We start from the raw sequence: 19,843 nt of genomic DNA, 5'->3' as shown, positions 1-19,843 counted from the left end.
TGTGATGACTATGCGAGTCCTGTCCGCCGCCGTGCTGCTCAGCTGCGCGCTGATGGCCCAGGCCGAAATCAACCTGTCGGCCCAACTGCCGATGGCGCCGGAAGTCAAGGTCGGCAAGCTGGCCAACGGCCTGACCTACTACATCAAGAAGAACGCCAAGCCGGAGCAGAAGCTGGAGCTGCGCCTGGTGGTGAAAGCCGGTTCCATCCTGGAGGATGACGACCAGCGCGGCCTGGCGCACTTCACCGAACACATGGCTTTCAACGGCTCCACCAATTTCAAGCGCCACGAGCTGGTCTCCTATCTGCAGTCGATAGGCGTGAAGTTCGGCGCCGACCTGAACGCCTACACCAGCTTCGACGAAACCGTCTACATGCTGCCCATCCCCACCGCGAAGAAGGAGAACATCGAGACCGGCTTCAAGGTGCTGCAGGACTGGGCCGGCGGCCTGTCGCTGAACGAGGCCGACATCGACAGCGAACGCGGCATCGTGCTGGAGGAGATGCGCATCGGGAAGGGCCTGGGCGACCGCATGAACAAGGTGCTCATGCCCAAGCTGTTCAACGGCTCGCGCTACGCCGAGCGGCTGCCTATCGGGCTGGAAGACACGCTGAAGAACTTCAAGCCGGAAGCCATCAAGCGCTTCTACCGCGACTGGTACCGCCCGGACCTGATGGCCGTGATCGTGGTGGGCGATATCGAGCCTGCGGAAGCGGAAAAGCTGGTGCAGAGCCATTTCGGCCAGCTGAAAAATCCCGAGCAGCCGCGCCCGCGCGCCTACGCGCCCATCCAGTCGCGCGCCTATTCCGAATCGCTGGTGTTCCTGGACAAGGAGTCGCCGGCCAATATGCTCTACATCCGCTACGCCATCGAGCCGTACAAGGAGCACACCGACTTTGCCGGTTATCGCCAGAAGCTGGTGGAGGGCATGGTGATGTCCATGCTGGGCCAGCGCATGAACGAGCTGACGCAGCAGGCCGAACCGCCCTTTATCCAGGGCGGCGGCGCGATGGGCAAGGTGGCGCACGGCTACCAGTCCTTCAGCGCGCTGGCCGTGCTGGGCAAGGGCGGTCCGCAGCCGGCCATCAGCGCGCTGGTGCAGGAGAGCGAGCGCGCGCGCCAGTTCGGCTTTACCGCGTCGGAACTGGAGCGCATCAAGAAGGGCATGCTGCGCCAGGTGGAACGCGTGTACAACGAGCGCGACAAGTCCGAATCGGCCACCTTCGCGGCCGAGTACTCGCGCAACTTCCTGGTGAACGAATCCATGCCCGGCATCGCCAACGAGTATGCCTACACCACCGAGCTGGTGCCGGGCATTACGCTGGATGAAGTGAACGCCGCCGCGCGCAAGCTGCTGCCGGCCGACCAGCACAAGCTGGTGGTCTACATGGGCAATGAGAAGTCCGACCAGCCGGCGCCGAAAGGCGAGGAGCTGCTGGCCGCCGTCAACGCGGCCGAGATGGTGGCGGTGCAGGCGCAGGCGGAGAAGGTGTACGCCACCAGCCTGATGGCCAAGCCGCCCAAGGCCGGAACCATCGTCAAGGAGACCGTCAACAAGGCGCTGGGCCTGACCGAGCTCACGCTGGGCAACGGCGTGAAGGTCGTGCTCAAGCCCACCGACTTCAAGAACGACCAGGTGCTGATGGGCGCGCACCGCTTCGGCGGGCAGTCGCTGTACGATGCCAAGGACATGTTCAACGCCCGCTACGCCAGCACCATCGTGGCGCAAATGGGCCTGCTTGGCTATACGCCCACCGACATGCAGAAGATCCTGGCCGGGAAGACCGCCGTCTCCGGCGCCAGCATTGCCACCCTGTCCGAAGGCCTGCGCGGCAGCTCCGGCAGCAACGACGTGGAAACCATGCTGCAGCTGGCGCACCTGGAATTCACGCAGCCGCGCAAGGACGAGGCGCTGTACGCGTCCTTTATCGGCAAGCAGCGCGAGCTGGCGCGCAATGCGCTGCTGACGCCGGAAGCGGTGTTCGGCGACACGCTGACCGCCACGCTGTACAACAATCATCCGCTGGCGCCGCGCGCGCCGCGCGTGGAGGACTTCGACCAGATTCAGCTCGACCGCGTGATGGAGATCTACAAGGAACGCTTCGCCAGCGCCAAGGGTTTCACCTTCTACCTGGTGGGAAGTTTCGACGTGGCCAGGATCAAGCCGCTGATCGCCACCTACCTGGCCAGCCTGCCGGCGCCGGCCATCGTGGCCGACTACAAGGATCCGGGCATCCGTCCCGTGAAGGGCGTGGTCAAGCAGGAGGTGTACAAGGGCTCGGAGCAAAAGAGCACCGTGGCGCTGGTGTTCACCGGCGAAGCGAAGTACACGGAAGAAGCGCAGATGCAGATGCAGGCCATGCTGGAAGTGCTCAACATCAAGCTGATTGAAACCCTGCGCGAGAAAATGGGCGTGATCTACGGCGGCCAGATCGGCGGCGGCCTGAGCAAGCGTCCGTATGGCTCCTACCAGATCCAGACTTCGCTGCCATGCGCGCCGCAGAACACCGGCAAGGTGATCGCCGCCACCATGGAATTGATACGCAAGATGCAGGACGAAGGCCCGGACCCGGCCGACCTGGCCAAGGTGAAGGAGAACTGGAACACCAGCTACCGCAAGGCGCTGCGCGAGAACGGCTACTGGCTGAGCCGCCTGCAGGGCGCGGCCGTGAACGGCACCGATCCGGCCAACAGCATCCTGAAGTACGAGCAGCGCGTGGCGGCCATCAAGCCGTCGGACCTGCAGGCTGCGGCCAAACGCTACTTCAATATGGAGAACTATCTGCAGATGGTGCTGTACCCGGAAGCGAAGTAAGCGCGCTCCATGCTGCTACACTGTAGGCTGGCATTCAATACCGTAACAGTGAAGGTGTAGCAAGCATGGCAAAGAAAAAAGAAGAGCTGGACGAAGAAACCCTGGCGCTGATTCACTGGTGCATAGAAGTGGAGGGCTTTCTGGTGCAGGGTGGCGCCACCGTGGAACAGGCGCAGGAACACATCGAGGAACAGATCGAATGGTTCACCGACCAGTTCTATGACGGCCTGACGCCGGAAGAAGCTGCCAAGGAAGCGCTGGCCTAGGCCGGATCTTCATTCCTCGTGATGGCAGCAGACGCACAGTTTATTGCCATCCGGGTCGCGCACATAGGCGCCGTAGTAGTTGGCGTGGTATTCCGGCCGCAAGCCGGGCTGCCCCGCGCAGCTGCCGCCGTGCGCCAGCGCAGCGGCGTGGGCGCGTTCCACCGCAGCGCGCGACGGCGCCAGCAGCGCCACCATCTGGCCGTTGCCGCAAACGGCCTCGCCTTCAAACGGCTTGCCGATCAAGAACAGCGGGCGCGGCGCATCTGCCGCCATCCAGCCCGCCCACGGCCGGCTGTCATCCCTGAATTTCTGCACCAGCCCCAGCTCGGCCAGCAGCGCCGCGTAGAACGCATGCGCGCGTCCGAACTCCGTCACTCCCACAAAAACATGCGACAACATAGGCACTCCCTCATGCAAAACGTGGCGTAAAATATAACAGATAATCTGCCCACCCCAGGATGAGAGATGGCTGACACTGCAAACACGGCAGGCACGGCGGAGATGCGCTGCGTCGCGGATCTGCCCGGCCCCAAAGGCCTGCCGCTGCTGGGTAACTTGCGCCAGATCCAGCCTGGCCGCTTCCACCGCAATATGGAGGACTGGGCGCGCGAGTTCGGTCCCATCTACCGTTTCACCATGGTGCGCCGCAGCTTCGTGGTGGTGGCGGACCGCGGCCTGATCGCCAGCATCCTGCGCGACCGGCCGGACACCTTCCGCCGCTCCACGCGAACCGCGCGCATGCTGGAAGAGGCCGGCACGCGCGGCCTGTTCACCGCCGAGGGCGAGGAGTGGCGCCGCCAGCGCAAGCTGGCCATGCGCGCGTTGACGCCGGAAGTGGTGCACCGCTTCTTTCCCACGCTGGCCATGATGACCGAGCGCCTGTGCCTGCGCTGGAAGGCCGCGCTCGCCGCCGGTCGCGCTGTGGACGTGCTGCGCGACCTGAAAGCCTACACGCTGGACGTGACCATAGGCCTGGCCATGGGGCAGGACATCAACACGCTCGAGCACGAGGACAACCCGCTGCAGCGCGATATCGAATTCATCTTCAAGCGCGTGGCGCGCCGCCTGGTCACGCCGGTGGAATACTGGAAGCTGTTCAAGCTGCCGGTGGACCGCGAGGCAGACGCCGCCGCCGCGCGCATCCACAGCGCCATTGAGGGCTTCATCGCGCAGACCCGCGCGCGCATGGAGGCCGATCCCGCCTTGCGGGCCAAGCCTTCCAATATGCTGGAAGCGCTGGTGGCCGCGCGCGACGAAGCCGGCTCCGGCTTCACCGACAGCGCCGTGATCGGCAACGCCATCACCATGGTGTTCGCCGGCGAGGACACCACCTCCAACACGGTGGCCTGGCTGCTCAACCTGCTGCCGCAGTCGCCCGCCGCCGTGGCCCGCGCCGCAGCGGAGGCGGACAGCCTGCTCGGCACGGACACCGTGGCGCGCGACCCCCATCTGCTCGAGCGCATGGCCTACCTGGACGCGGCCACGCAGGAGGCCATGCGGCTGAAGCCGGTGGCGCCCTTCATGGCTGCCGAGAGCAATGTGGAAACGCTGATAGGCGGCGTGCAGATTCCGCCCGGTACGGTGGTCTTCCTGTTGCTGCGCCAGGCGGCGGAACGCGACGGCGGCTTTGCCGAGCCGGACGCCTTCCTGCCCGAGCGCTGGCTGGCCGGCGCCGAAGGCGGCGCGGATTCCGCCGCCTCCGTCTCCGACCCGGCGCGCAAGATATTCCCCTTTGGCGGCGGGCCACGCTTCTGCCCCGGGCGCTACCTGGCGATGGCTGAGATCAAAATGGCCATGTCCATGATCCTGCATAACTTCGATTTCACGCTGCGGGAAGGCGCGCCGCCGGTGGAGGAATGCTTCACCTTCACGATGACGCCGAGCGCCTTGCCGCTGCTGTTGCGCGCACGCGGCGCGTGAACGGCCGAGCCGCATTTTTTTGACAACGTAGCCAAAAAACCATGCTAGGCTTGCGCATTCGGCAACAGCCGGCCTATAAAAACCATGACAGCAGGAGACCCCATGCTCAAGAAAATCGCCATCGCCATTACCGCCATCATCGTCATCATCCTCGGCCTGGCCCTGGCGCAGCCCAACAGCTTCACCGTCACGCGCAGCATCACCATCAAAGCCGCGCCGGACAAGATTTACCCCATGATCAGCGACTTCCACAACTGGAGCACCTGGTCGCCGTGGGAGCACCTGGACCCGAAAATGGTGCGCACCTTCAGCGGCGCCCCCACCGGCGTGGGCGCCGTGTACGGCTGGGAAGGCAACGACCAGGTGGGCGCAGGCCGCATGGAGATCACCGGCGCCGCTGCGCCAAGCAAGATCGACATCAAGCTCGACTTCCTGAAACCGTTCGAGTCGCACAACACCACCGTGTTCGCGCTGGAACCCAAGGGCGACAGCACCACCGTGGTGTGGACCATGTCCGGCCCCAGCGCCTTCATCACCAAGCTGATGGGCGTGTTCGTCAGCATGGACAAAATGGTAGGTCCGGATTTTGAAAAAGGCCTGGCCAGCATGAAGGCGGTGGCGGAGAAGTAAAACGCGCTTTGCCGGGCCGGGATATACTGGGCGCATCCAACGCCAAACGCGGAGGTTCGCCATGTATATCCTGAGCCGGCTTGTACGCCTGATGATAGTGGCCTGCGCCCTATGCTGCGCGGCGCCCGGCAACGCCGGCCCCGTGCGCGACAACCACCCCATCGTCGGCACCTGGCGCTTCGTGCTGCCGGACGGCTCCTGCCAGGAAATCTACCGCATGCGCGCCGACGGCACGGCGCTGATCACCAGCGCGTCCGAAGTGGCCGAAACCGAATTCCTCATCGACGACCAGCCCGACAAGAACGGCTTCTACAAGACCTCCGACAAGATCGTCAAAGACAACGGCAAGAAAGATTGTTCCGGGCAAGTGGCCGAAGTAGGGCAGGCGGTATCGAGCTTCATCCTGTTCCACCATTCCGGCAATATGTTCCTCATGTGCTTGCAAGCCAGCATGGACGCCTGCCTCGGCCCCTTCGTCCGCGTGCGCGGCGCGGAAACCTGAAAAATGCCGCTTGGCGTCGAACCGCGTAGGGCGGGTTAGGCGCTCTGCGCCGTAACCCGCCAAGCCCCCGGATTCACCCCCGCCCATTCCCTGAAGGCGTGATTGAAAGCGCTCTGCTCCTGATACCCCAGCAAAAACGCAATATCCACCAAGCCCAGCCCCGGCTGCCGCAAGTACTCCCTGGCCAGCGCGAAGCGCGTCTGGTCCAGCACCTGCTGAAAATTCACGCCCGCATCGCTCAGCTTGCGCTGCAAGGTGCGCGGCGACAGCCCCAGCTCCTGCGCCACCGGCGCCAGCCGCGCCTGCCCCTGCGGCAGGCCGCGCACGATCGCCTCCCGCACCTGCGCCGCGATGCCCGCATCGGCCTGCGCGCGCTGCAGCAGCAACTGCTCCGCGTGCTGCCGCAGCACCGGATACATGCCCACATCCGCATTCGGCACCGGCCACGCCAGCAGCTGCGCATCAAAGCTCGCCACATGAGCCGGCGCGCCGAACTGCGGCAGCTCACCAAACACGCGCAAATATTCGCCATGCAGCGCTGTGCCGCCGCCGTCATGCATCAGCTCCAGCCGCGCCGGCGGTAGCGGTGCGCCCGCCAGCCAGTTCCCGAACACGCGGATGCCCGCAAATACACTGTCCGCCAAATGCCGCGTGGCGCCCGGAAAGCGGCTATGCCAGGTGTAGCGCGCCAGGCCACCTTCGACCTCCAGGCTGGAGCGGCCCAGGTCGTGCGCCAGCTGCTCATAGCGTATGGTCTGCTCGAAAGCGTGGCCGAAATCGCGGCAGCTCAGCAGGATCAGCCCGTACACGCTGTAGGTGCCCAGCTTGACGCGCTCGCCCACGTGCAGCCCGAAATGCGGATCGTCCGCCAGCGCGGCGGCGGTGTCCAGCAGGCGCACATAGTCTGCGGCCGGCAGGGAATCCGGCAGCGGCTCCAGCGCGCCCGCCGCCAGGCCGGCCGCCTGCTCCAGCGCCTGCGCAGCCACGCCGCGCGCCGCCGCAGCCTCCAGCAGCGGCTGCAGAGAGGAGCCAGCTACGCGGCCGTGCTTGGCATAATCGAACAAGGCGTGTGTCATGAAAGCGCAATACCTGAGGCGGGTTTAGTCTTATTCTCTAGTCATCATTTGGCCAGGTGCGCCAGTATAGCAAGCGGAGAAAAAAACATGAGACGTTGGAACGGCTGGGGCGATGACGCGGTGAACTTTGCGCTGGAGGCCGACGCGCTAGCCTTCCTGGCCCAGCGCATAGGCGCGGGCAAGGGCAGGGAGGACGCCACGTTCGAGCAAGCCTGCAATGCCCTGGCGCCGCCGCGCCTGCCCTACCACCGGCTGATAGAGACCAGCGCGCCGGTCCGCCTGCGCAACGCGCTTGGGCAAAGCCTGCCGGACTGGCTTAAGCTGCGCTATGGCCGCATCGGCGCCGCGCCCGATGGCGTGGCCTTTCCGGAAAGCGCGGAAGACGTGCGCGAGCTGCTGGACTACGCGCAGCGCTACGGCGCGGCCGTTGTGCCGCACGGCGGCGGCACCAGCGTGGCAGGCCATCTGACGGCGGGCGAGGGCGGGCAGGCCACGCTGGCCGTGAACCTCACGCGCCTGTGCCGCATGGCGCATCTGGACCGCGTCTCGCAGCTGGCCACCTTCGGCGCGGGCGTGTACGGTCCGGACCTCGAAGCGCAGCTGCGCGCGCACGGCTACACGCTGGGCCACTATCCGCAGTCCTTCGAGTACTCCACGCTGGGCGGCTGGATCGTCACGCGCTCCTCGGGCCAGCAGTCGCTGCGCTACGGGCGCATAGAGCAGATGTTCGCCGGCGGCACGGTGGAAACGCCGGTGGGCCGGCTGGAAGTTCCCACCTTCCCCGCGTCGGCGGCAGGCACGGACCTGCGCGAGATTGTGCTGGGATCGGAAGGCCGTATCGGCATCCTGACCGAAGCGGTGGTGCGCGTGTCGCCGCTGCCCGCGTACGAAGCTTTCCATGCCGTGTTCTTCCCTGACTGGGCGAGCGCGGAGACGGCGGTGCGCGAGCTGGCGCAGGCAAAACTCGGCTTGTCCATGCTGCGCTTGTCGAACGCACTGGAGACCACCACCATGCTGGCGCTGGCCGGCCACAAGAAGCTGATAGGACTGCTGGAAGGCTGGCTGTCGCTGCGCGGCTGCAAGGACGGCAAGTGCATGCTGATGCTGGGCGCCAGCGGCGCCAGGCCGCAGGCCAAGGCCGCCATAGCCGCCGCGCTGCGTTTGGCGCGCGGTCACGGCGGCGTGCATGTGGGCCGCAAGATGGGCGACAAGTGGAAGCAGAACCGCTTCCGCAACGTCTACCTGCGCAACGCGGCATGGGAGCACGGCTATGTGATCGACACGGTGGAGACGGCGGTGGACTGGCCGCTGGTGGAGCCCACCATGCATGCGGTGGAAGCCGCCGCCGCCAAGGCGCTTGCGCAGCATGGCGAGCAAGTGCACGCCTATACCCACCTGTCGCACCTGTACGCGCAGGGCGCCAGCGTGTACACCACGTTTGTGTACCGGCTGGCGGGCGACTACGAGGAGGACATGGCGCGCTGGCGCTCACTCAAGCAGGCGGTCAGCCTGGCGATCGTGAACAGCGGCGGCACCATCAGCCACCAGCACGGCGTGGGCAGCGACCATGCGCCTTACCTGGCGGCGGAAAAAGGCGCGGCGGGCATCGCTGCCATGGAGGCGATCTTCCGCCACTTCGACCCGCAGGGCATGATGAACCCCGGCAAGCTGCTGCCGGCGGCGAAGCCATGAGCGCGGCCGCGAGCGAGACAACGCCGGCGCCGCACTGGCAGCCCGGCGGGCGCGCGGCGCTTGCCGAACTGCTTGCGCGCGACTGGGACTTGCTGATTATCGGCGGCGGCATCACCGGCGCGGGCATCCTGCTGGAAGCCTCGCGGCGCGGCCTGAAAGCGCTGCTGGTGGAGCAGCGCGACTTTGCATGGGGCACGTCCAGCCGCTCGTCCAAGCTGGTGCACGGCGGCTTGCGCTATCTGAAGGAAGGCAAATTCTCGCTCACCCGCGAGTCCGTGCACGAGCGCGAAAGCCTGCTGCGCGAAGCGGCCGGACTGGTGGAGCCGCAAAGCTTTGCCTTCGGCGACTACGAAGGCCGCAAGCCCGGCCGCCGCGCGTTTCTCGCCGGGCTGGCCATCTACGATTACATGGCAGGCCAGCGCGCCCGCCACTACTACCCGCGCGCCGAATTCCTGGCCATCGCCCCGCACATCAGCACCGAAGGCCTGCGCGGCGGCATGTGCTACAGCGACGCCAAGACGGATGACGCCCGCCTTGTCATGCGCGTGGTGCAGGAAGCCCAGTCGCTGGGCGGAACAGCGTTCAACTATCTGTGCGTGCAAAGCCTGCTGCGCAGCGCAGACGGCAAAGTATGCGGCGCGCGCCTGCTCGACGCGCCCACCGGCGCGGCGCATGAAGTGCGCGCGCGTGTCGTCGTCAGCGCCACCGGCGCCTGGGCGGACGCGCTGCGCGCCAGCGGCGGCAAACGATTGCGTCCGCTGCGCGGCAGCCACCTGGTGCTGCCCGCATGGCGCCTGCCGCTGGCGCAAGCCGTCAGCCTGATGCACCCGGCCGACGGCCGCCCCGTATTCGCCTTCCCCTGGGAGGGTGTCACCCTGGCCGGCACTACGGACGTGGACCACAGCGAAGACATGAACTTCGAAGCCGCCATCACGCGCGGCGAAGTGGACTACCTGATGGCCGCGCTGCGCAGCCAGTTCCCGGAACTGGACCTGCAGGAAAGCGACATCCTCGCCACCTATGCCGGCGTGCGCCCCGTGATCGACAGCGGCCAGGCAGACCCGTCCAAGGAAACCCGCGAGCATGCGCTCTGGCTGGAAGACGGCCTGCTCACGGTCACCGGAGGCAAGCTCACCACCTTCCGCGTGATCGCGCTGGACGCGCTGCGCGCCGCCGCACCCATGCTGCCCGGCTGGCACGCGGACCTTGCGCCGCAGTCCATTTTCGCGTCCACCGCTGCGCTCCGTCGCGGACAAGGCCTGCCCGCCGGCCAGGCCGAACGCCTGCAAGGCCGCTACGGCGCCAGCGCGCAGGCGCTGATCGGCTGCGCGCACGAGGGCGAACTCGATCTGATCCCGGGCACCGCCAGTATCTGGGCGCAGCTGCGCTGGGCCGCGCGGCACGAATCCGTGCAGCGCCTGGAAGACCTGCTGCTGCGCCGCCTGCGTATCGGCCTGCAGCTCAGGGCCGGCGGCGCCGCCATCCTGCCGCGCGCGCGCGCCATCTGCCAGCCCGAATTGGGCTGGGACGACGCCCGCTGGGATGCCGAACAGGCCGCCTATCTGGCATTATTGAACACTCATTACAGCTTGCCCGCATAACATGCCCGGACCTTACATCCTCTCCATCGACAACGGCACCCAAAGCGTGCGCGCCTTGCTGTTCGACCTGGCGGGCAACCTCGCCGCCAAGACCCAGGTCCACCTCCAGCCCTATTACTCCGACCACCCCGGCTGGGCCGAGCACAAGGCGGAAGGCTACTGGAACGCGGTCTGCATCGCCTGCCAGCGGCTGTGGGAAGATTCGGGCATCCGCCGCGAGGAGGTCAAAGGCGTGGCCGTCACCACGCAGCGCGGCACCGTCATCAACGTGGACAAGGACGGCAAGCCGCTGCGGCCCGCCATCACCTGGCTGGACCAGCGCCGCACTAGCACCGTGCCGCCCATCGGCCCCTTGTGGAAGGCCGCCTTCAAGCTGGCGCGCGTGGAAGGCACCATCAACTACTTCCGCCGCGAGGCCGAAGTGAACTGGATCGCCGCCCACCAGCCTGACATCTGGGCCAGGACGCACAAGGTGCTGCTGCTGTCCGGCTATCTGAACCATCGCCTGTGCGGCAGCTACGTGGACTCGACCGGCTCGCAGGTGGCCTACCTGCCGTTCGACTACAAGAAGCACCGCTGGGCCGGCGCGCGCGACTGGAAATGGCAGGCGCTGGCCGTGCGTCCCGAGATGCTGCCCGAACTGGTGCAGCCCGGCACGGTGATCGGCGCCATCACGGCCGAAGCGGCGCAGGCCACCGGCATCCCGCAAGGCACGCCGCTGGTGGCCGCCGCCGCCGACAAGGCCTGCGAAGTGATAGGGGCGGGCTGCCTGGAGCCGCACATAGGCTGCCTCAGTTTCGGCACCACGGCCACCATCAACACCACCAACAGCAAGTACATCGAAGTCACGCCCTTCATTCCGCCATACCCTTCGGCGGTGCCGGGCGCCTACAGCACCGAAGTGCAGATCTTCCGCGGCTACTGGATGGTGAACTGGTTCAAGGAGCAGTTCGGCCACCTGGAGCAGGCCACCGCCACCGAAAAAGGCACCTCGCCCGAGGCCCAGTTCGACAAGCTGGTGAACGCCGTGCCGCCCGGCTCCATGGGCCTGATGCTGCAGCCCTACTGGAGTCCGGGCATCAAGGTGCCCGGTCCGGAAGCGAAGGGCGCGATGATAGGTTTTGGCGACGTGCACACGCGCGCCCATATGTACCGGGCGATACTGGAAGGCCTGGCCTACGCGCTGCGCGAAGGCACGGAGCGGATACAGAAACGCAGCGGCGTGCGGGTGACGGAACTGCGCATCGCCGGCGGCGGCTCGCAAAGCGACGCGGCCATGCAGCTCTCGGCCGACATCTTCGGCCTGCCCGCCGCGCGCGCCCACCTGTATGAAACCTCCGGCCTGGGCGCCGCCATCTGCGCGGCGGCGGGCCTGGGCCTGCATGCGGACTTCGCCGCCGCCATCCGGGCCATGACGCGGCCAGGCCGCGTGTTCCAGCCGTCGGAGGCCAGCCGCAAGACGTATGAGCAGCTCTACCAGCGCGTCTACCTGAAAATGTACAAGCGCTTGCAGCCCATGTACGCGGAGATCGCCGACATTACCGGCTACCCAGAAGCGCCGTAGTGCCCGTGCCTCGCCTGTGAATAACTCCCGCTGCTGAAAAAATGTGCGGGATAACTTTTCTCTTTTTAAACAGCCACTTAGGCGGCCGTTGTCCGGCTTGTTAACATGCTTATCCACAGAATCTGTTAACAAAGTCGAGCTTGCTTAAGCGGCATCCCGCAGCGCCGTCCCGGACAACAGTTCTATGCACCGGTAGCCGATGTGGATGGCGCCCAGCGCCTCCAGCTGCTTCAGTTCCTTGGACAAGGTCTGGCGCGAAATGCCCAGCATCATGGCCAGCGCCTCCTGCGACACCGGTATGCGCGGCCGCACCGCGCTCGCCATGGCCGCGTCGCCGCGCGCCAGCAGCAGCAGGCGGCGCACCACGCGGGCGCGGGTGCTGCGCAGCGTGGCGTCCTCCATCATGCTGTACATCATGCGCAGCCGCGTGGCCAGCAGCGAGGCCACGGCGCGCGCGAACACCGGGCGCTCCATCAGCGCATGGAAAGCCTCGTGCGGCAGCACCAGCAGCTCGGACGCGCCGATGGCCGTGGCGTCGTGCGTGCGCGGCAGGCTGTCGATCAGCGAAATCTCGCCGAACCAGGTGCCCGGTTCGATCACGCCCAGGATGGCCTCGCGCCCGTCCTCGCGCAGCGTGGACACCTTCAGCGAACCGCGCAGCACCGCATACAGGCCGCCGGGCGCGTCGCCCTGGCGGAACAGCATCTCGCCGCGCCGCAGCCTGACCGGCTCAGCGCCGTCCAGCATGGCCGCGCGCACGTCGGCGGGCAGGGCGGCGTACCAGGGATTGGCGAGCAGGATGGCGGAAGGCATGCGGCAATTGTAAGGAAATTGACAGTCTCAAGTCCAGCGCGCCGCGATACTAGATTAAAACTACACAGGAGACTCCCATGAACATCCCATCCGTACAACACCTCGTCAGCCCGGAAGAGTGGCAGCTGCGGGTCGACCTCGCCGCCTGCTACCGGCTGGTGGCCCTGCATGGCTGGAGCGACCTGGTGTTCACCCACATCAGCGCCCGCATTCCCGGTCCCGAGCACCACTTCCTGATCAATCCCTACGGGCTGATGTTCGACGAGATCACCGCGTCCTCGCTGGTGAAAGTGGACCAGGACTGCAACAAGCTGATCGACAGTGCCTTCCCGGTGAACCCGGCCGGCTTCGTCATCCACAGCGCGGTGCACGCCGCGCGCGAGGACGCGCAGTGCGTGATCCACACCCACACGCGGGCCGGCGTGGCGGTGAGCGCGCAGAAATGCGGCGTGCTGCCGATCTCGCAGCAATCGACCTTCGTGCTGGCCTCGCTGGCTTACCACGACTACGAAGGCGTGGCCTTCCGCGACGAAGAAAAGCCGCGCCTGCAGGACGACCTGGGCCGCGCCAACTTCCTCATGCTGCGCAACCACGGCCTGCTCACCTGCGGCGGCAGCATCGCCGACGCCTTCCTCGCCATGTACATCTTCGAATCCACCTGCCAGATCCAGCTGGCGGCGCAGGCCGGCGGCGAACTGGTGCAAGTGCATCCGCAGATCGTGCAAGGCGTGGCCGAAGCCATGCGCGTGCAGACCAGCGGCCTGGGCGGCGCCTTCGCCTGGCCCGCGCTGATACGCAAGCTCGACAAGCTCGACGCCAGCTACCGCACCTAAGCCGTCCATCCAGCGCTCGCCAGCGCGAATCAGCGGGACTTGTCACCCGTGTCACCCGGGGTCAGTTCTGTCATCGCTCCATGAGCTTGGCTGTTACGTACTGTTATGGATGAGGCCGTGACGCGATGACAGAACTGACCCCGGGGTGGGGCACGCTAGAGGGCGGCGGTTTTCAGGGCTTCGCTGGCGGTGGAGGGGCTGGCGCTCTTGCTGGACTGGACCTGGTTGCGGCCGCTTTCCTTGGCGGTGTACATGGCGCGGTCGGCGGCGACGAACAGGGCTTCGGTGTTTTCCATCTGGTGCGGGTAGATGGTGGCCACGCCGACGCTGAGCGTGATCCACGGCGAGGTGATCGAGCGCGGGTGCGGCAGCTGCAGCGCTTCGACGTGGCAGCGTATCGATTCGGCCAGCGCCAGCGCGGAGTCGGCGTCGGTCTCGGCGAACAGCAGCACGAATTCCTCCCCGCCGTAGCGCGCCGCCAGGTCGGTGGCGCGCAGGGCGTGCGCGTTGATCGCTTGCGCCACCTGCTGCAGGCAGACGTCGCCGGCCGCGTGGCCCAGGCTGTCGTTGTAGAGCTTGAAGTGGTCCACGTCCAGCACCACCAGCGACAGCGGCGAGCCGCTGCGCATGGCGCGCTGCCATTCCTTTTCCAGGAAGCCGTCGAAGTGGCGCCGGTTGGCGATCTTGGTCAGCGGGTCCACCATCGCGGCGCGCTGCAGCGCGTCTTCCGACATCTTGTGGTGCGTGATGTCGTGCAGCAGGCCGATGAACAGCGGCTGGCGCATGAACATCGGCGTCAAGGTCAGGTCCATGCACACCGAGGTGCCGAACTTGTGCCGGATGATGACTTCGCGCGTGCCGTGGCTGTGCGCCGTCTCGGGATTGGCGGCGTAGCGCCCGAAGTAGTCCAGGTATTCCTGCGCCACCAGCGGGTTGAGCAGGTCGAAGATGGTCTTGCTGGCCAGCTCGTTGGGCGCGTAGCCCAGGTACTGGTCGCAGGCCGGGTTGGTAAACTGGATGCGGCCGTCCGGCTCGATGATGAGCAGGCCTTCGGCCATGGAGTTGACGATGGTGCGCAGCCGCTCGGCCTGCTCCTGCTGCGTTTCGCTGTTCATGCGGATTTGCAGCTGGGTGCGCACGCGCGCGCAAACTTCGGCCATGCGCAGCGGTTTGCCGATGTAGTCCACGCCGCCGGTGTCGAAGCCGGCCACCACGTCTTCCGCCTCGTTCTTGGCGCTCATGAAGATGATGGGGATGCCTGCGGTCAGGGGATTGGCTTTCAGCTGGCGGCAGGTTTCCAGGCCGTCTATGCCGGGCATGACCACGTCCAGCAGGATCAAGTCGGGATGCACCCGCCGGGCGATCTGCACCGCCCGCTCGCCGGAGGTGGCGACGAATGTCTGGTAGCCCTGCTCGACCATCATCTTGCGCAATACGCTCAGATTGGCCGGTGCGTCGTCGACGATCAGGATCGCTGCGTCGCGACGAGGGGAGTAACTGGAACCGCCTTTGGTCATTACTTATCGCCTGGTCGAGGGTAACTATCTGTCTAAATCATACCGCTTTGCCAATTCAAATTGTAAAAAAACATGAGTCGCCTACGAGGAAAATAGTGCGATCGTCCCTTATTTTCGGGAATGTTGTTATTGCTGCTACGAAACTAAGTAACTTTTGGTATTTTTGATGTGGCGCAAGGCGGTCCATGTTGTTATGGGGCAACAGACGCCGGGGAGGGGAGGCGTGGGCGGCGGATGCGCCCACGCGGTGCTGCGGAATTACAGGCGTTCTGCGATCAGTTTGCCCAGGATGGCCACGCCGGCGCGGATGCGTTCCGGCGGCACGGTCACGAAGGACAGGCGCAGGGTGTTGGTCTCCGGCTCGTTGGCGTAGAACGGCGCGCCGGGCACGAAGGCGACTTTTTGCTTGATGGCTTCGTCCAGCAGTTCCATGGCGTTGATCTGTTTCGGCAGCTTGACCCAGATGAACATGCCGCCTTCAGGCTTGGTCCAGGTGGCGCTGGCCGGGAAGTGTTCGGCCATGGCGTCCAGCATGCACTGGCACTGGTCGCCGTACAGGGTGCGGATGGTGGGGATGTGCTGGTCCAGGAAGCCGTCCTTGATCACTTCGTGCACCACCATCTGCGTCAGCTGCGAGGTGTGCAGGTCGGCGGCCTGCTTGGCCAGTTCCAGGCGGCGCACCAGCGCCAGCGGGGCGACCACGTAGCCCAGGCGGATGCCGGGGGTCAGCACCTTGGAGAAGGAGCCCATGTAGATCACGCCGTCCGGGTTCATGGCCACCATCTTCGGCGCCGGTTCGCCCTTGTAGCTCAGCGAGCCGTAAGGGTCGTCTTCCACCAGCGGCACGCCCAGGCGGGCGCAGGTTTCCACCAGTTCCTGGCGGCGCGCGATGGACAGGCTGCGGCCGGTCGGGTTCTGGAAGTTGGGCAGCGCGTACAGCAGGCGCGCGCCGGCGGCCACGTCGTTCAGCGACGACGGCACCAGGCCGTCCTCGTCGGTGGCGACCGAGACGAAGTTGGGGCGGTAGACCGAGAACGCCTGCAGCGCGCCCAGGTAGGACGGGGTTTCCACCAGCACTTTGCTGCCTTCGTCGATCAGCACTTTGCCCAGCAGGTCCAGCGCTTGCTGCGAGCCGGAGGTCATCAGCACTTGTTCCGGCACGATCTTGGCGCCGTTGGTCGACAGCGAATCGGCGATCCATTGGCGCAGCGGCAGGTAGCCGTCGGTCGGGCCGTATTGCAGGGCCACTTTACCGTTGTCGCGCAGTACCTTGTCGAAAGCCGCCTGCATGCGTTCCACCGGGAAGGTGGCGGGCGAAGGCAGGCCGCCGGCGAAGGAGATGATCTCGGGCTGCTGGGTCACCTTCAGGATCTCGCGGATGAAGGAGCTTTGCATCTGGCTGGCGCGCTCGGCGAACTGCCACGGGAAGGGATGGGGGTTTTCGATTTTCATACGATTGCTCTCAGAGGAAGTCGGCGGACTGGGTCCGGCCGATGAACAAGCGCGCTTGTGGCGGCCGTGAAAGAGCGGCGCCGGGTGGGCGCCGCCCGTATCTGTCAATTAGGCGATCTCGGCGATCAGTTCAATTTCAACGCACGAGCCGCGCGGAATCTGCGCCACGCCGAAGGCGGAGCGCGCATGCTTGCCGGCGTCGCCGAACACTTCGCCCAGCAGCTCGGAGGCGCCGTTGGTGACCAGGTGCTGTTCGGTGAAGTCGGGGGTGGAGTTCACCAGGCTCATCAGTTTGACGATGCGCTTGACGCGGCCCAGGTCGCCGCCGCAGGCCGCTTGCAGCGTGCCCATCAGGTCGATGGCGATGGAGCGGGCCGCCTGCTGGCCTTCCTCGGTGGTGATGTTCTTGCCCAGCTGGCCTACCCATGGGTTGCCGTCGGCTTTTTTGGCGATATGGCCGGAGATGAATACCAGGTTGCCGGTTTGCACGTACATAACGTAGGCCGCGACAGGAGCTGCCGGTGGGGCCAGGGTGATATCGAGCGATTTGAGTTTTTCGTAGACGGACATGTTTGGTATTCCAGAAAAAGGGTTGCAAGGGTAGTGCGCTAAGACCGTTATTGTACGTCTTTCTCGCTGCTGATCTGCATTTTGCGGCCCATAGCAACGACGGAAATAACGGCCAAAGCAAACAGAATATTGCTCAATTCTATAGTTTCGCCCAAAACCAGCGCCGCGCCGACGATGGACAGGAAGGGCTGCACCAGCTGCACCTGCCCCACGCGGGCCACGCCGCCCAGCGCCATGCCGCGGTACCAGAAGAAGAATCCGATGAACATGGAGAACACGGAAACGTAGGCGAAGCCGCCCCAGGCGCGGGCGCCGGCGTGCAGCATGGCGTCCCAGCTGCCGCGGCATTCCCACAGCACCACCGGCAGCACCAGCGGCACGGACAGCAGCAGCGCCCAGCTGATGACCTGCTGGCCGCCCATGGTTCTGGACAGGCGGCCGCCTTCGGCGTAGCCCATGGCGGCCAGCAGCACGGCGGCGAACACGGCCAGATCGGCCGCGTGCAGGCTGCCGCCGCTCTGCTGCAGCGCGAAGCCGGCGACCAGGGAGGAGCCGAGCACGGCCATGAGCCAGAAGCCGCGCGAGGGTTTTTCATAGCCGCGCAGGGCGGAAAACAGGGCCGTGGCCAGCGGCAGCACGCCCACCAGCACCGCGCCGTGCGAGGCGGGCAGGGTGCGCATGGCGATCGAGGTCAGCCACGGAAAGCCGATCACGCAGCCCAGCGACACCACGGCCAGCTGCGGCAGCGCGGCGCGCGGCGGCAGCGGCGCGCGCTGCCACAGCAGCCACAGTCCCGCCAGCAGCGCCGCCACCAGCGCGCGGCCCAGCGCCACGAAGGACGGCTCGAACGCCGCCACCGCCATGCGGGTGAAGGGCAGCGTCAGGCTGAAGATGGCCACGCCGGCCAGGCCGAGCAGCATGCCCCGTGTTTCGTCGGACAGGCGCGGGACGGTGGCGATCTGCGTAGTCATGGTTCGCTTTCAAAAAGGGATGGGTGTATCCTATGTGAGAACACCAGTACAGTGCCAATACACTTTCCCACATAATTCACATACTGTGATGGCGATATGACCAATACAACCCTGCAGGACGCCCCCGTGCGCGCCAAGCCGGTTCCGCTGCTGGCGCTGCTGTCCCGCGAGTCCGGCGAATCGCTGATCGACCAGATCGTGCGCTCGGTGGCCGCGCGCATCGACGACAAGCTGCTGCGCAGCGGCGCGCGCATGCCTTCCATCCGCCAGTTCGCCACCGCGCACGGCGTGAGTCCGTTCACGGTGGTGGCGGGCTACGACAAGCTGGTGGCGCGCGGCTACCTGGAGTCGCGCCGCGGCGCCGGTTTCTATGTGCGCGAGCGCTCGCCGATGAACGCGGGCGAGCGCTCCTCGCCTGCGGGCGCGGCGCTGTCCACGCTGTCGTCCCCGGCGGACGGCGACGCCAGCCAGCTGGATGTGGTCTGGCTGGTGCGCAATATGTTCCGCCAGGTGCCGCACCAGCAGATGCCCGGCGCGGGCGTGCTGCCGTCCGAATGGCTGGACGGCGCCAGCATCGCCAACGCGCTGCGCGCCATCAGCCGCCAGAACCCGGCGCAGCTGGTCAACTACGGCGTGCCGCAGGGCTTTCTGCCGCTGCGCCAGCAGCTGCAGCACAAGCTGGGCGAGCTGGAGATTGCCGCCGCGCCGGAGCAGATCGTCACCACGGCGGGCGTGACGCAGGCGCTGGACCTGGTGGCGCGCGAGTTCACGCTGCCCGGCGACACCATCTTTGTCGACGACCCGGCCTGGTTCCTGATGTTCGGCTCCTTCGCCGCGCTGGGCGCCAAGGTGGTGGGTATCCCGCGCCTGGCGGACGGGCCGGACCTGGCCCAGCTGGCGCAGCTGGCCGCGCTGCACAAGCCGCGCCTGTACGTCATCAACTCGGTGCTGCACAACCCCAGCTCGACCTCGCTGTCCGCCGCCAAGGCTTTCCAGGTGCTGCGCCTGGCCGAGGAACACGGCTTCACCGTGGTGGAGGACGACATTTATTGCGATCTGCATCCCGGCAGCGCGGTGCAGCCGGCCACGCGCCTGGCCGCGCTGGACCAGCTCAACCGCGTGATCTACCTGGGCGGCTTCTCCAAGACCATGGCGGCCAATCTGCGGGTGGGCTTTATCGCCACCAAGCCGGAATGGGCGCAGCGCCTGGCCGACCGCAAGATGCTGTCCACGCTGACCACCGGCGAGATCGGCGAGCGCGTGGTGTACAAAATCCTGTCCGAAGGCCTGTACCGCAAGCATGTGGACCGCATCCGCGCACGGCTGGACGCGCTGCGCGGGCGCACCTACCGCCAGATGGAGCGCGTGGGCCTGAAGGTGGACGTGGCGGCGCCGGCCGGCATGTTCGTCTGGGCCGACGCGGGCCGCGACACCAATGTGCTGACCGCCCACGCCATGGCGGAAAACCTGCTGCTGGCGCCGGGCAGCCTGTTCTCGCCCAGCCAGCTGCCGTCCACCCGCATGCGCCTGAACCTGGCCGCCATGCAGGACCCGGCCGTTTGGCGCTTCCTCGAGCGGGAGTTGAAAGGGTAAAATTGCTGTCTTGTCATTGCCGGAACGG

Annotated in this window: 17 protein-coding genes; 10 read left to right on the top strand and 7 right to left on the bottom strand. The window is 66.2% G+C overall.

What is annotated here, in order from left to right:
- The first annotated feature begins 4 nt into the window (after positions 1-4).
- On the top strand, positions 5-2,815 hold the full coding sequence (locus KT882_RS22710) for a M16 family metallopeptidase (protein WP_308807731.1): 2,811 nt from the start codon (positions 5-7) through the stop codon (positions 2,813-2,815).
- A gap of 65 nt (positions 2,816-2,880) precedes the next feature.
- Complete coding sequence (locus KT882_RS22705) at positions 2,881-3,081, top strand: hypothetical protein (protein ID WP_057157919.1); 201 nt, start codon at positions 2,881-2,883, stop codon at positions 3,079-3,081.
- A gap of 9 nt (positions 3,082-3,090) precedes the next feature.
- Here KT882_RS22705 and KT882_RS22700 read toward each other — a convergent pair whose 3' ends face one another.
- On the bottom strand, positions 3,091-3,480 hold the full coding sequence (locus tag KT882_RS22700) for a VOC family protein (protein WP_228893379.1): 390 nt from the start codon (positions 3,478-3,480) through the stop codon (positions 3,091-3,093).
- Positions 3,481-3,546: 66 nt separating this feature from the next.
- Between KT882_RS22700 and KT882_RS22695 the strand changes: the two genes are divergently transcribed.
- The 3 genes from KT882_RS22695 (at position 3,547) to KT882_RS22685 (ending at position 6,133) form a co-directional block, all read left to right on the top strand.
- Positions 3,547-5,001, top strand: coding sequence for a cytochrome P450 (locus tag KT882_RS22695; RefSeq protein ID WP_228893378.1), 1,455 nt, complete (start codon positions 3,547-3,549; stop codon positions 4,999-5,001).
- A gap of 102 nt (positions 5,002-5,103) precedes the next feature.
- Positions 5,104-5,631, top strand: a complete 528-nt coding sequence (locus KT882_RS22690) for an SRPBCC family protein (protein WP_228893377.1) — start codon at positions 5,104-5,106, stop codon at positions 5,629-5,631.
- 61 nt (positions 5,632-5,692) lie between these two features.
- Positions 5,693-6,133 carry a hypothetical protein gene (locus tag KT882_RS22685; RefSeq protein WP_228893376.1) on the top strand — a complete coding sequence of 147 codons (441 nt, stop codon included), beginning with the start codon at positions 5,693-5,695 and terminating at the stop codon, positions 6,131-6,133.
- Positions 6,134-6,168: 35 nt separating this feature from the next.
- Here the strand turns inward: KT882_RS22685 and KT882_RS22680 are convergent, their stop codons facing one another.
- Entirely contained in the window at positions 6,169-7,209 is a 1,041-nt protein-coding gene (locus KT882_RS22680) for an AraC family transcriptional regulator (protein WP_228893375.1), read from the bottom strand.
- A gap of 87 nt (positions 7,210-7,296) precedes the next feature.
- Here KT882_RS22680 and KT882_RS22675 point away from each other — a divergent pair, with 87 nt between their 5' ends.
- From KT882_RS22675 to KT882_RS22665, 3 genes are read left to right on the top strand one after another with little or no spacing between them, the layout of a single operon-like run.
- Positions 7,297-8,901: an FAD-binding oxidoreductase gene (locus tag KT882_RS22675; protein WP_228893374.1), complete on the top strand. Its 1,605-nt coding sequence runs from the start codon at positions 7,297-7,299 to the stop codon at positions 8,899-8,901.
- Positions 8,898-10,502, top strand: coding sequence for a glycerol-3-phosphate dehydrogenase/oxidase (locus KT882_RS22670; protein WP_228893373.1), 1,605 nt, complete (start codon positions 8,898-8,900; stop codon positions 10,500-10,502). Before KT882_RS22675 ends, KT882_RS22670 begins: the two co-directional genes overlap by 4 nt.
- A 1-nt stretch (position 10,503) precedes the next feature.
- A complete protein-coding gene (locus KT882_RS22665; protein WP_228893372.1) occupies positions 10,504-12,066 on the top strand; it encodes an FGGY-family carbohydrate kinase in 1,563 nt (520 codons plus the stop codon).
- A gap of 144 nt (positions 12,067-12,210) precedes the next feature.
- Here the strand turns inward: KT882_RS22665 and KT882_RS22660 are convergent, their stop codons facing one another.
- On the bottom strand, positions 12,211-12,879 hold the full coding sequence (locus KT882_RS22660) for a Crp/Fnr family transcriptional regulator (RefSeq protein WP_161073027.1): 669 nt from the start codon (positions 12,877-12,879) through the stop codon (positions 12,211-12,213).
- A gap of 77 nt (positions 12,880-12,956) precedes the next feature.
- Here KT882_RS22660 and KT882_RS22655 point away from each other — a divergent pair, with 77 nt between their 5' ends.
- Positions 12,957-13,712, top strand: coding sequence for a class II aldolase/adducin family protein (locus KT882_RS22655; RefSeq protein WP_161073026.1), 756 nt, complete (start codon positions 12,957-12,959; stop codon positions 13,710-13,712).
- Positions 13,713-13,867: 155 nt separating this feature from the next.
- Here KT882_RS22655 and KT882_RS22650 read toward each other — a convergent pair whose 3' ends face one another.
- The 4 genes from KT882_RS22650 to KT882_RS22635 form a co-directional block, all read right to left on the bottom strand.
- On the bottom strand, positions 13,868-15,229 hold the full coding sequence (locus tag KT882_RS22650) for a diguanylate cyclase (RefSeq protein WP_228893371.1): 1,362 nt from the start codon (positions 15,227-15,229) through the stop codon (positions 13,868-13,870).
- Between the two features lie 258 nt (positions 15,230-15,487).
- Positions 15,488-16,681 (bottom strand): aminotransferase-like domain-containing protein, encoded by a 1,194-nt coding sequence (locus KT882_RS22645; RefSeq protein ID WP_161073024.1) that lies wholly within the window; start codon positions 16,679-16,681, stop codon positions 15,488-15,490.
- A gap of 108 nt (positions 16,682-16,789) precedes the next feature.
- A complete protein-coding gene (locus tag KT882_RS22640) occupies positions 16,790-17,251 on the bottom strand; it encodes a RidA family protein (RefSeq protein ID WP_161073023.1) in 462 nt (153 codons plus the stop codon).
- Between the two features lie 47 nt (positions 17,252-17,298).
- Complete coding sequence (locus tag KT882_RS22635; RefSeq protein ID WP_228893370.1) at positions 17,299-18,222, bottom strand: DMT family transporter; 924 nt, start codon at positions 18,220-18,222, stop codon at positions 17,299-17,301.
- A gap of 96 nt (positions 18,223-18,318) precedes the next feature.
- Here KT882_RS22635 and KT882_RS22630 point away from each other — a divergent pair, with 96 nt between their 5' ends.
- Positions 18,319-19,815, top strand: a complete 1,497-nt coding sequence (locus tag KT882_RS22630) for an aminotransferase-like domain-containing protein (protein WP_228893369.1) — start codon at positions 18,319-18,321, stop codon at positions 19,813-19,815.
- Positions 19,816-19,843 lie beyond the last annotated feature (28 nt).

The organism is Pseudoduganella aquatica (genome assembly GCF_020865585.1).
Taxonomy (GTDB): Bacteria; Pseudomonadota; Gammaproteobacteria; order Burkholderiales; family Burkholderiaceae_D; genus Rugamonas; species Rugamonas aquatica_A.
This window is presented reverse-complemented; position numbering and strand designations above follow the sequence as displayed.

Bases quoted from the DNA above. Each gene is read 5' to 3' on its own strand.
- KT882_RS22670 (WP_228893373.1), top strand. From the start codon at position 8,898: ATGAGCGCGGCCGCGAGCGAGACAACGCCGGCGCCGCACTGGCAGCCC.
- KT882_RS22665 (WP_228893372.1), top strand. From the start codon at position 10,504: ATGCCCGGACCTTACATCCTCTCCATCGACAACGGCACCCAAAGCGTG.
- KT882_RS22645 (WP_161073024.1), bottom strand. From the start codon at position 16,681: ATGAAAATCGAAAACCCCCATCCCTTCCCGTGGCAGTTCGCCGAGCGC.
- KT882_RS22700 (WP_228893379.1), bottom strand. From the start codon at position 3,480: ATGTTGTCGCATGTTTTTGTGGGAGTGACGGAGTTCGGACGCGCGCAT.
- KT882_RS22710 (WP_308807731.1), top strand. From the start codon at position 5: ATGACTATGCGAGTCCTGTCCGCCGCCGTGCTGCTCAGCTGCGCGCTG.
- KT882_RS22630 (WP_228893369.1), top strand. From the start codon at position 18,319: ATGACCAATACAACCCTGCAGGACGCCCCCGTGCGCGCCAAGCCGGTT.
- KT882_RS22705 (WP_057157919.1), top strand. From the start codon at position 2,881: ATGGCAAAGAAAAAAGAAGAGCTGGACGAAGAAACCCTGGCGCTGATT.
- KT882_RS22680 (WP_228893375.1), bottom strand. From the start codon at position 7,209: ATGACACACGCCTTGTTCGATTATGCCAAGCACGGCCGCGTAGCTGGC.
- KT882_RS22640 (WP_161073023.1), bottom strand. From the start codon at position 17,251: ATGTCCGTCTACGAAAAACTCAAATCGCTCGATATCACCCTGGCCCCA.
- KT882_RS22635 (WP_228893370.1), bottom strand. From the start codon at position 18,222: ATGACTACGCAGATCGCCACCGTCCCGCGCCTGTCCGACGAAACACGG.
- KT882_RS22685 (WP_228893376.1), top strand. From the start codon at position 5,693: ATGTATATCCTGAGCCGGCTTGTACGCCTGATGATAGTGGCCTGCGCC.
- KT882_RS22650 (WP_228893371.1), bottom strand. From the start codon at position 15,229: ATGACCAAAGGCGGTTCCAGTTACTCCCCTCGTCGCGACGCAGCGATC.
- KT882_RS22660 (WP_161073027.1), bottom strand. From the start codon at position 12,879: ATGCCTTCCGCCATCCTGCTCGCCAATCCCTGGTACGCCGCCCTGCCC.
- KT882_RS22675 (WP_228893374.1), top strand. From the start codon at position 7,297: ATGAGACGTTGGAACGGCTGGGGCGATGACGCGGTGAACTTTGCGCTG.
- KT882_RS22690 (WP_228893377.1), top strand. From the start codon at position 5,104: ATGCTCAAGAAAATCGCCATCGCCATTACCGCCATCATCGTCATCATC.
- KT882_RS22695 (WP_228893378.1), top strand. From the start codon at position 3,547: ATGGCTGACACTGCAAACACGGCAGGCACGGCGGAGATGCGCTGCGTC.
- KT882_RS22655 (WP_161073026.1), top strand. From the start codon at position 12,957: ATGAACATCCCATCCGTACAACACCTCGTCAGCCCGGAAGAGTGGCAG.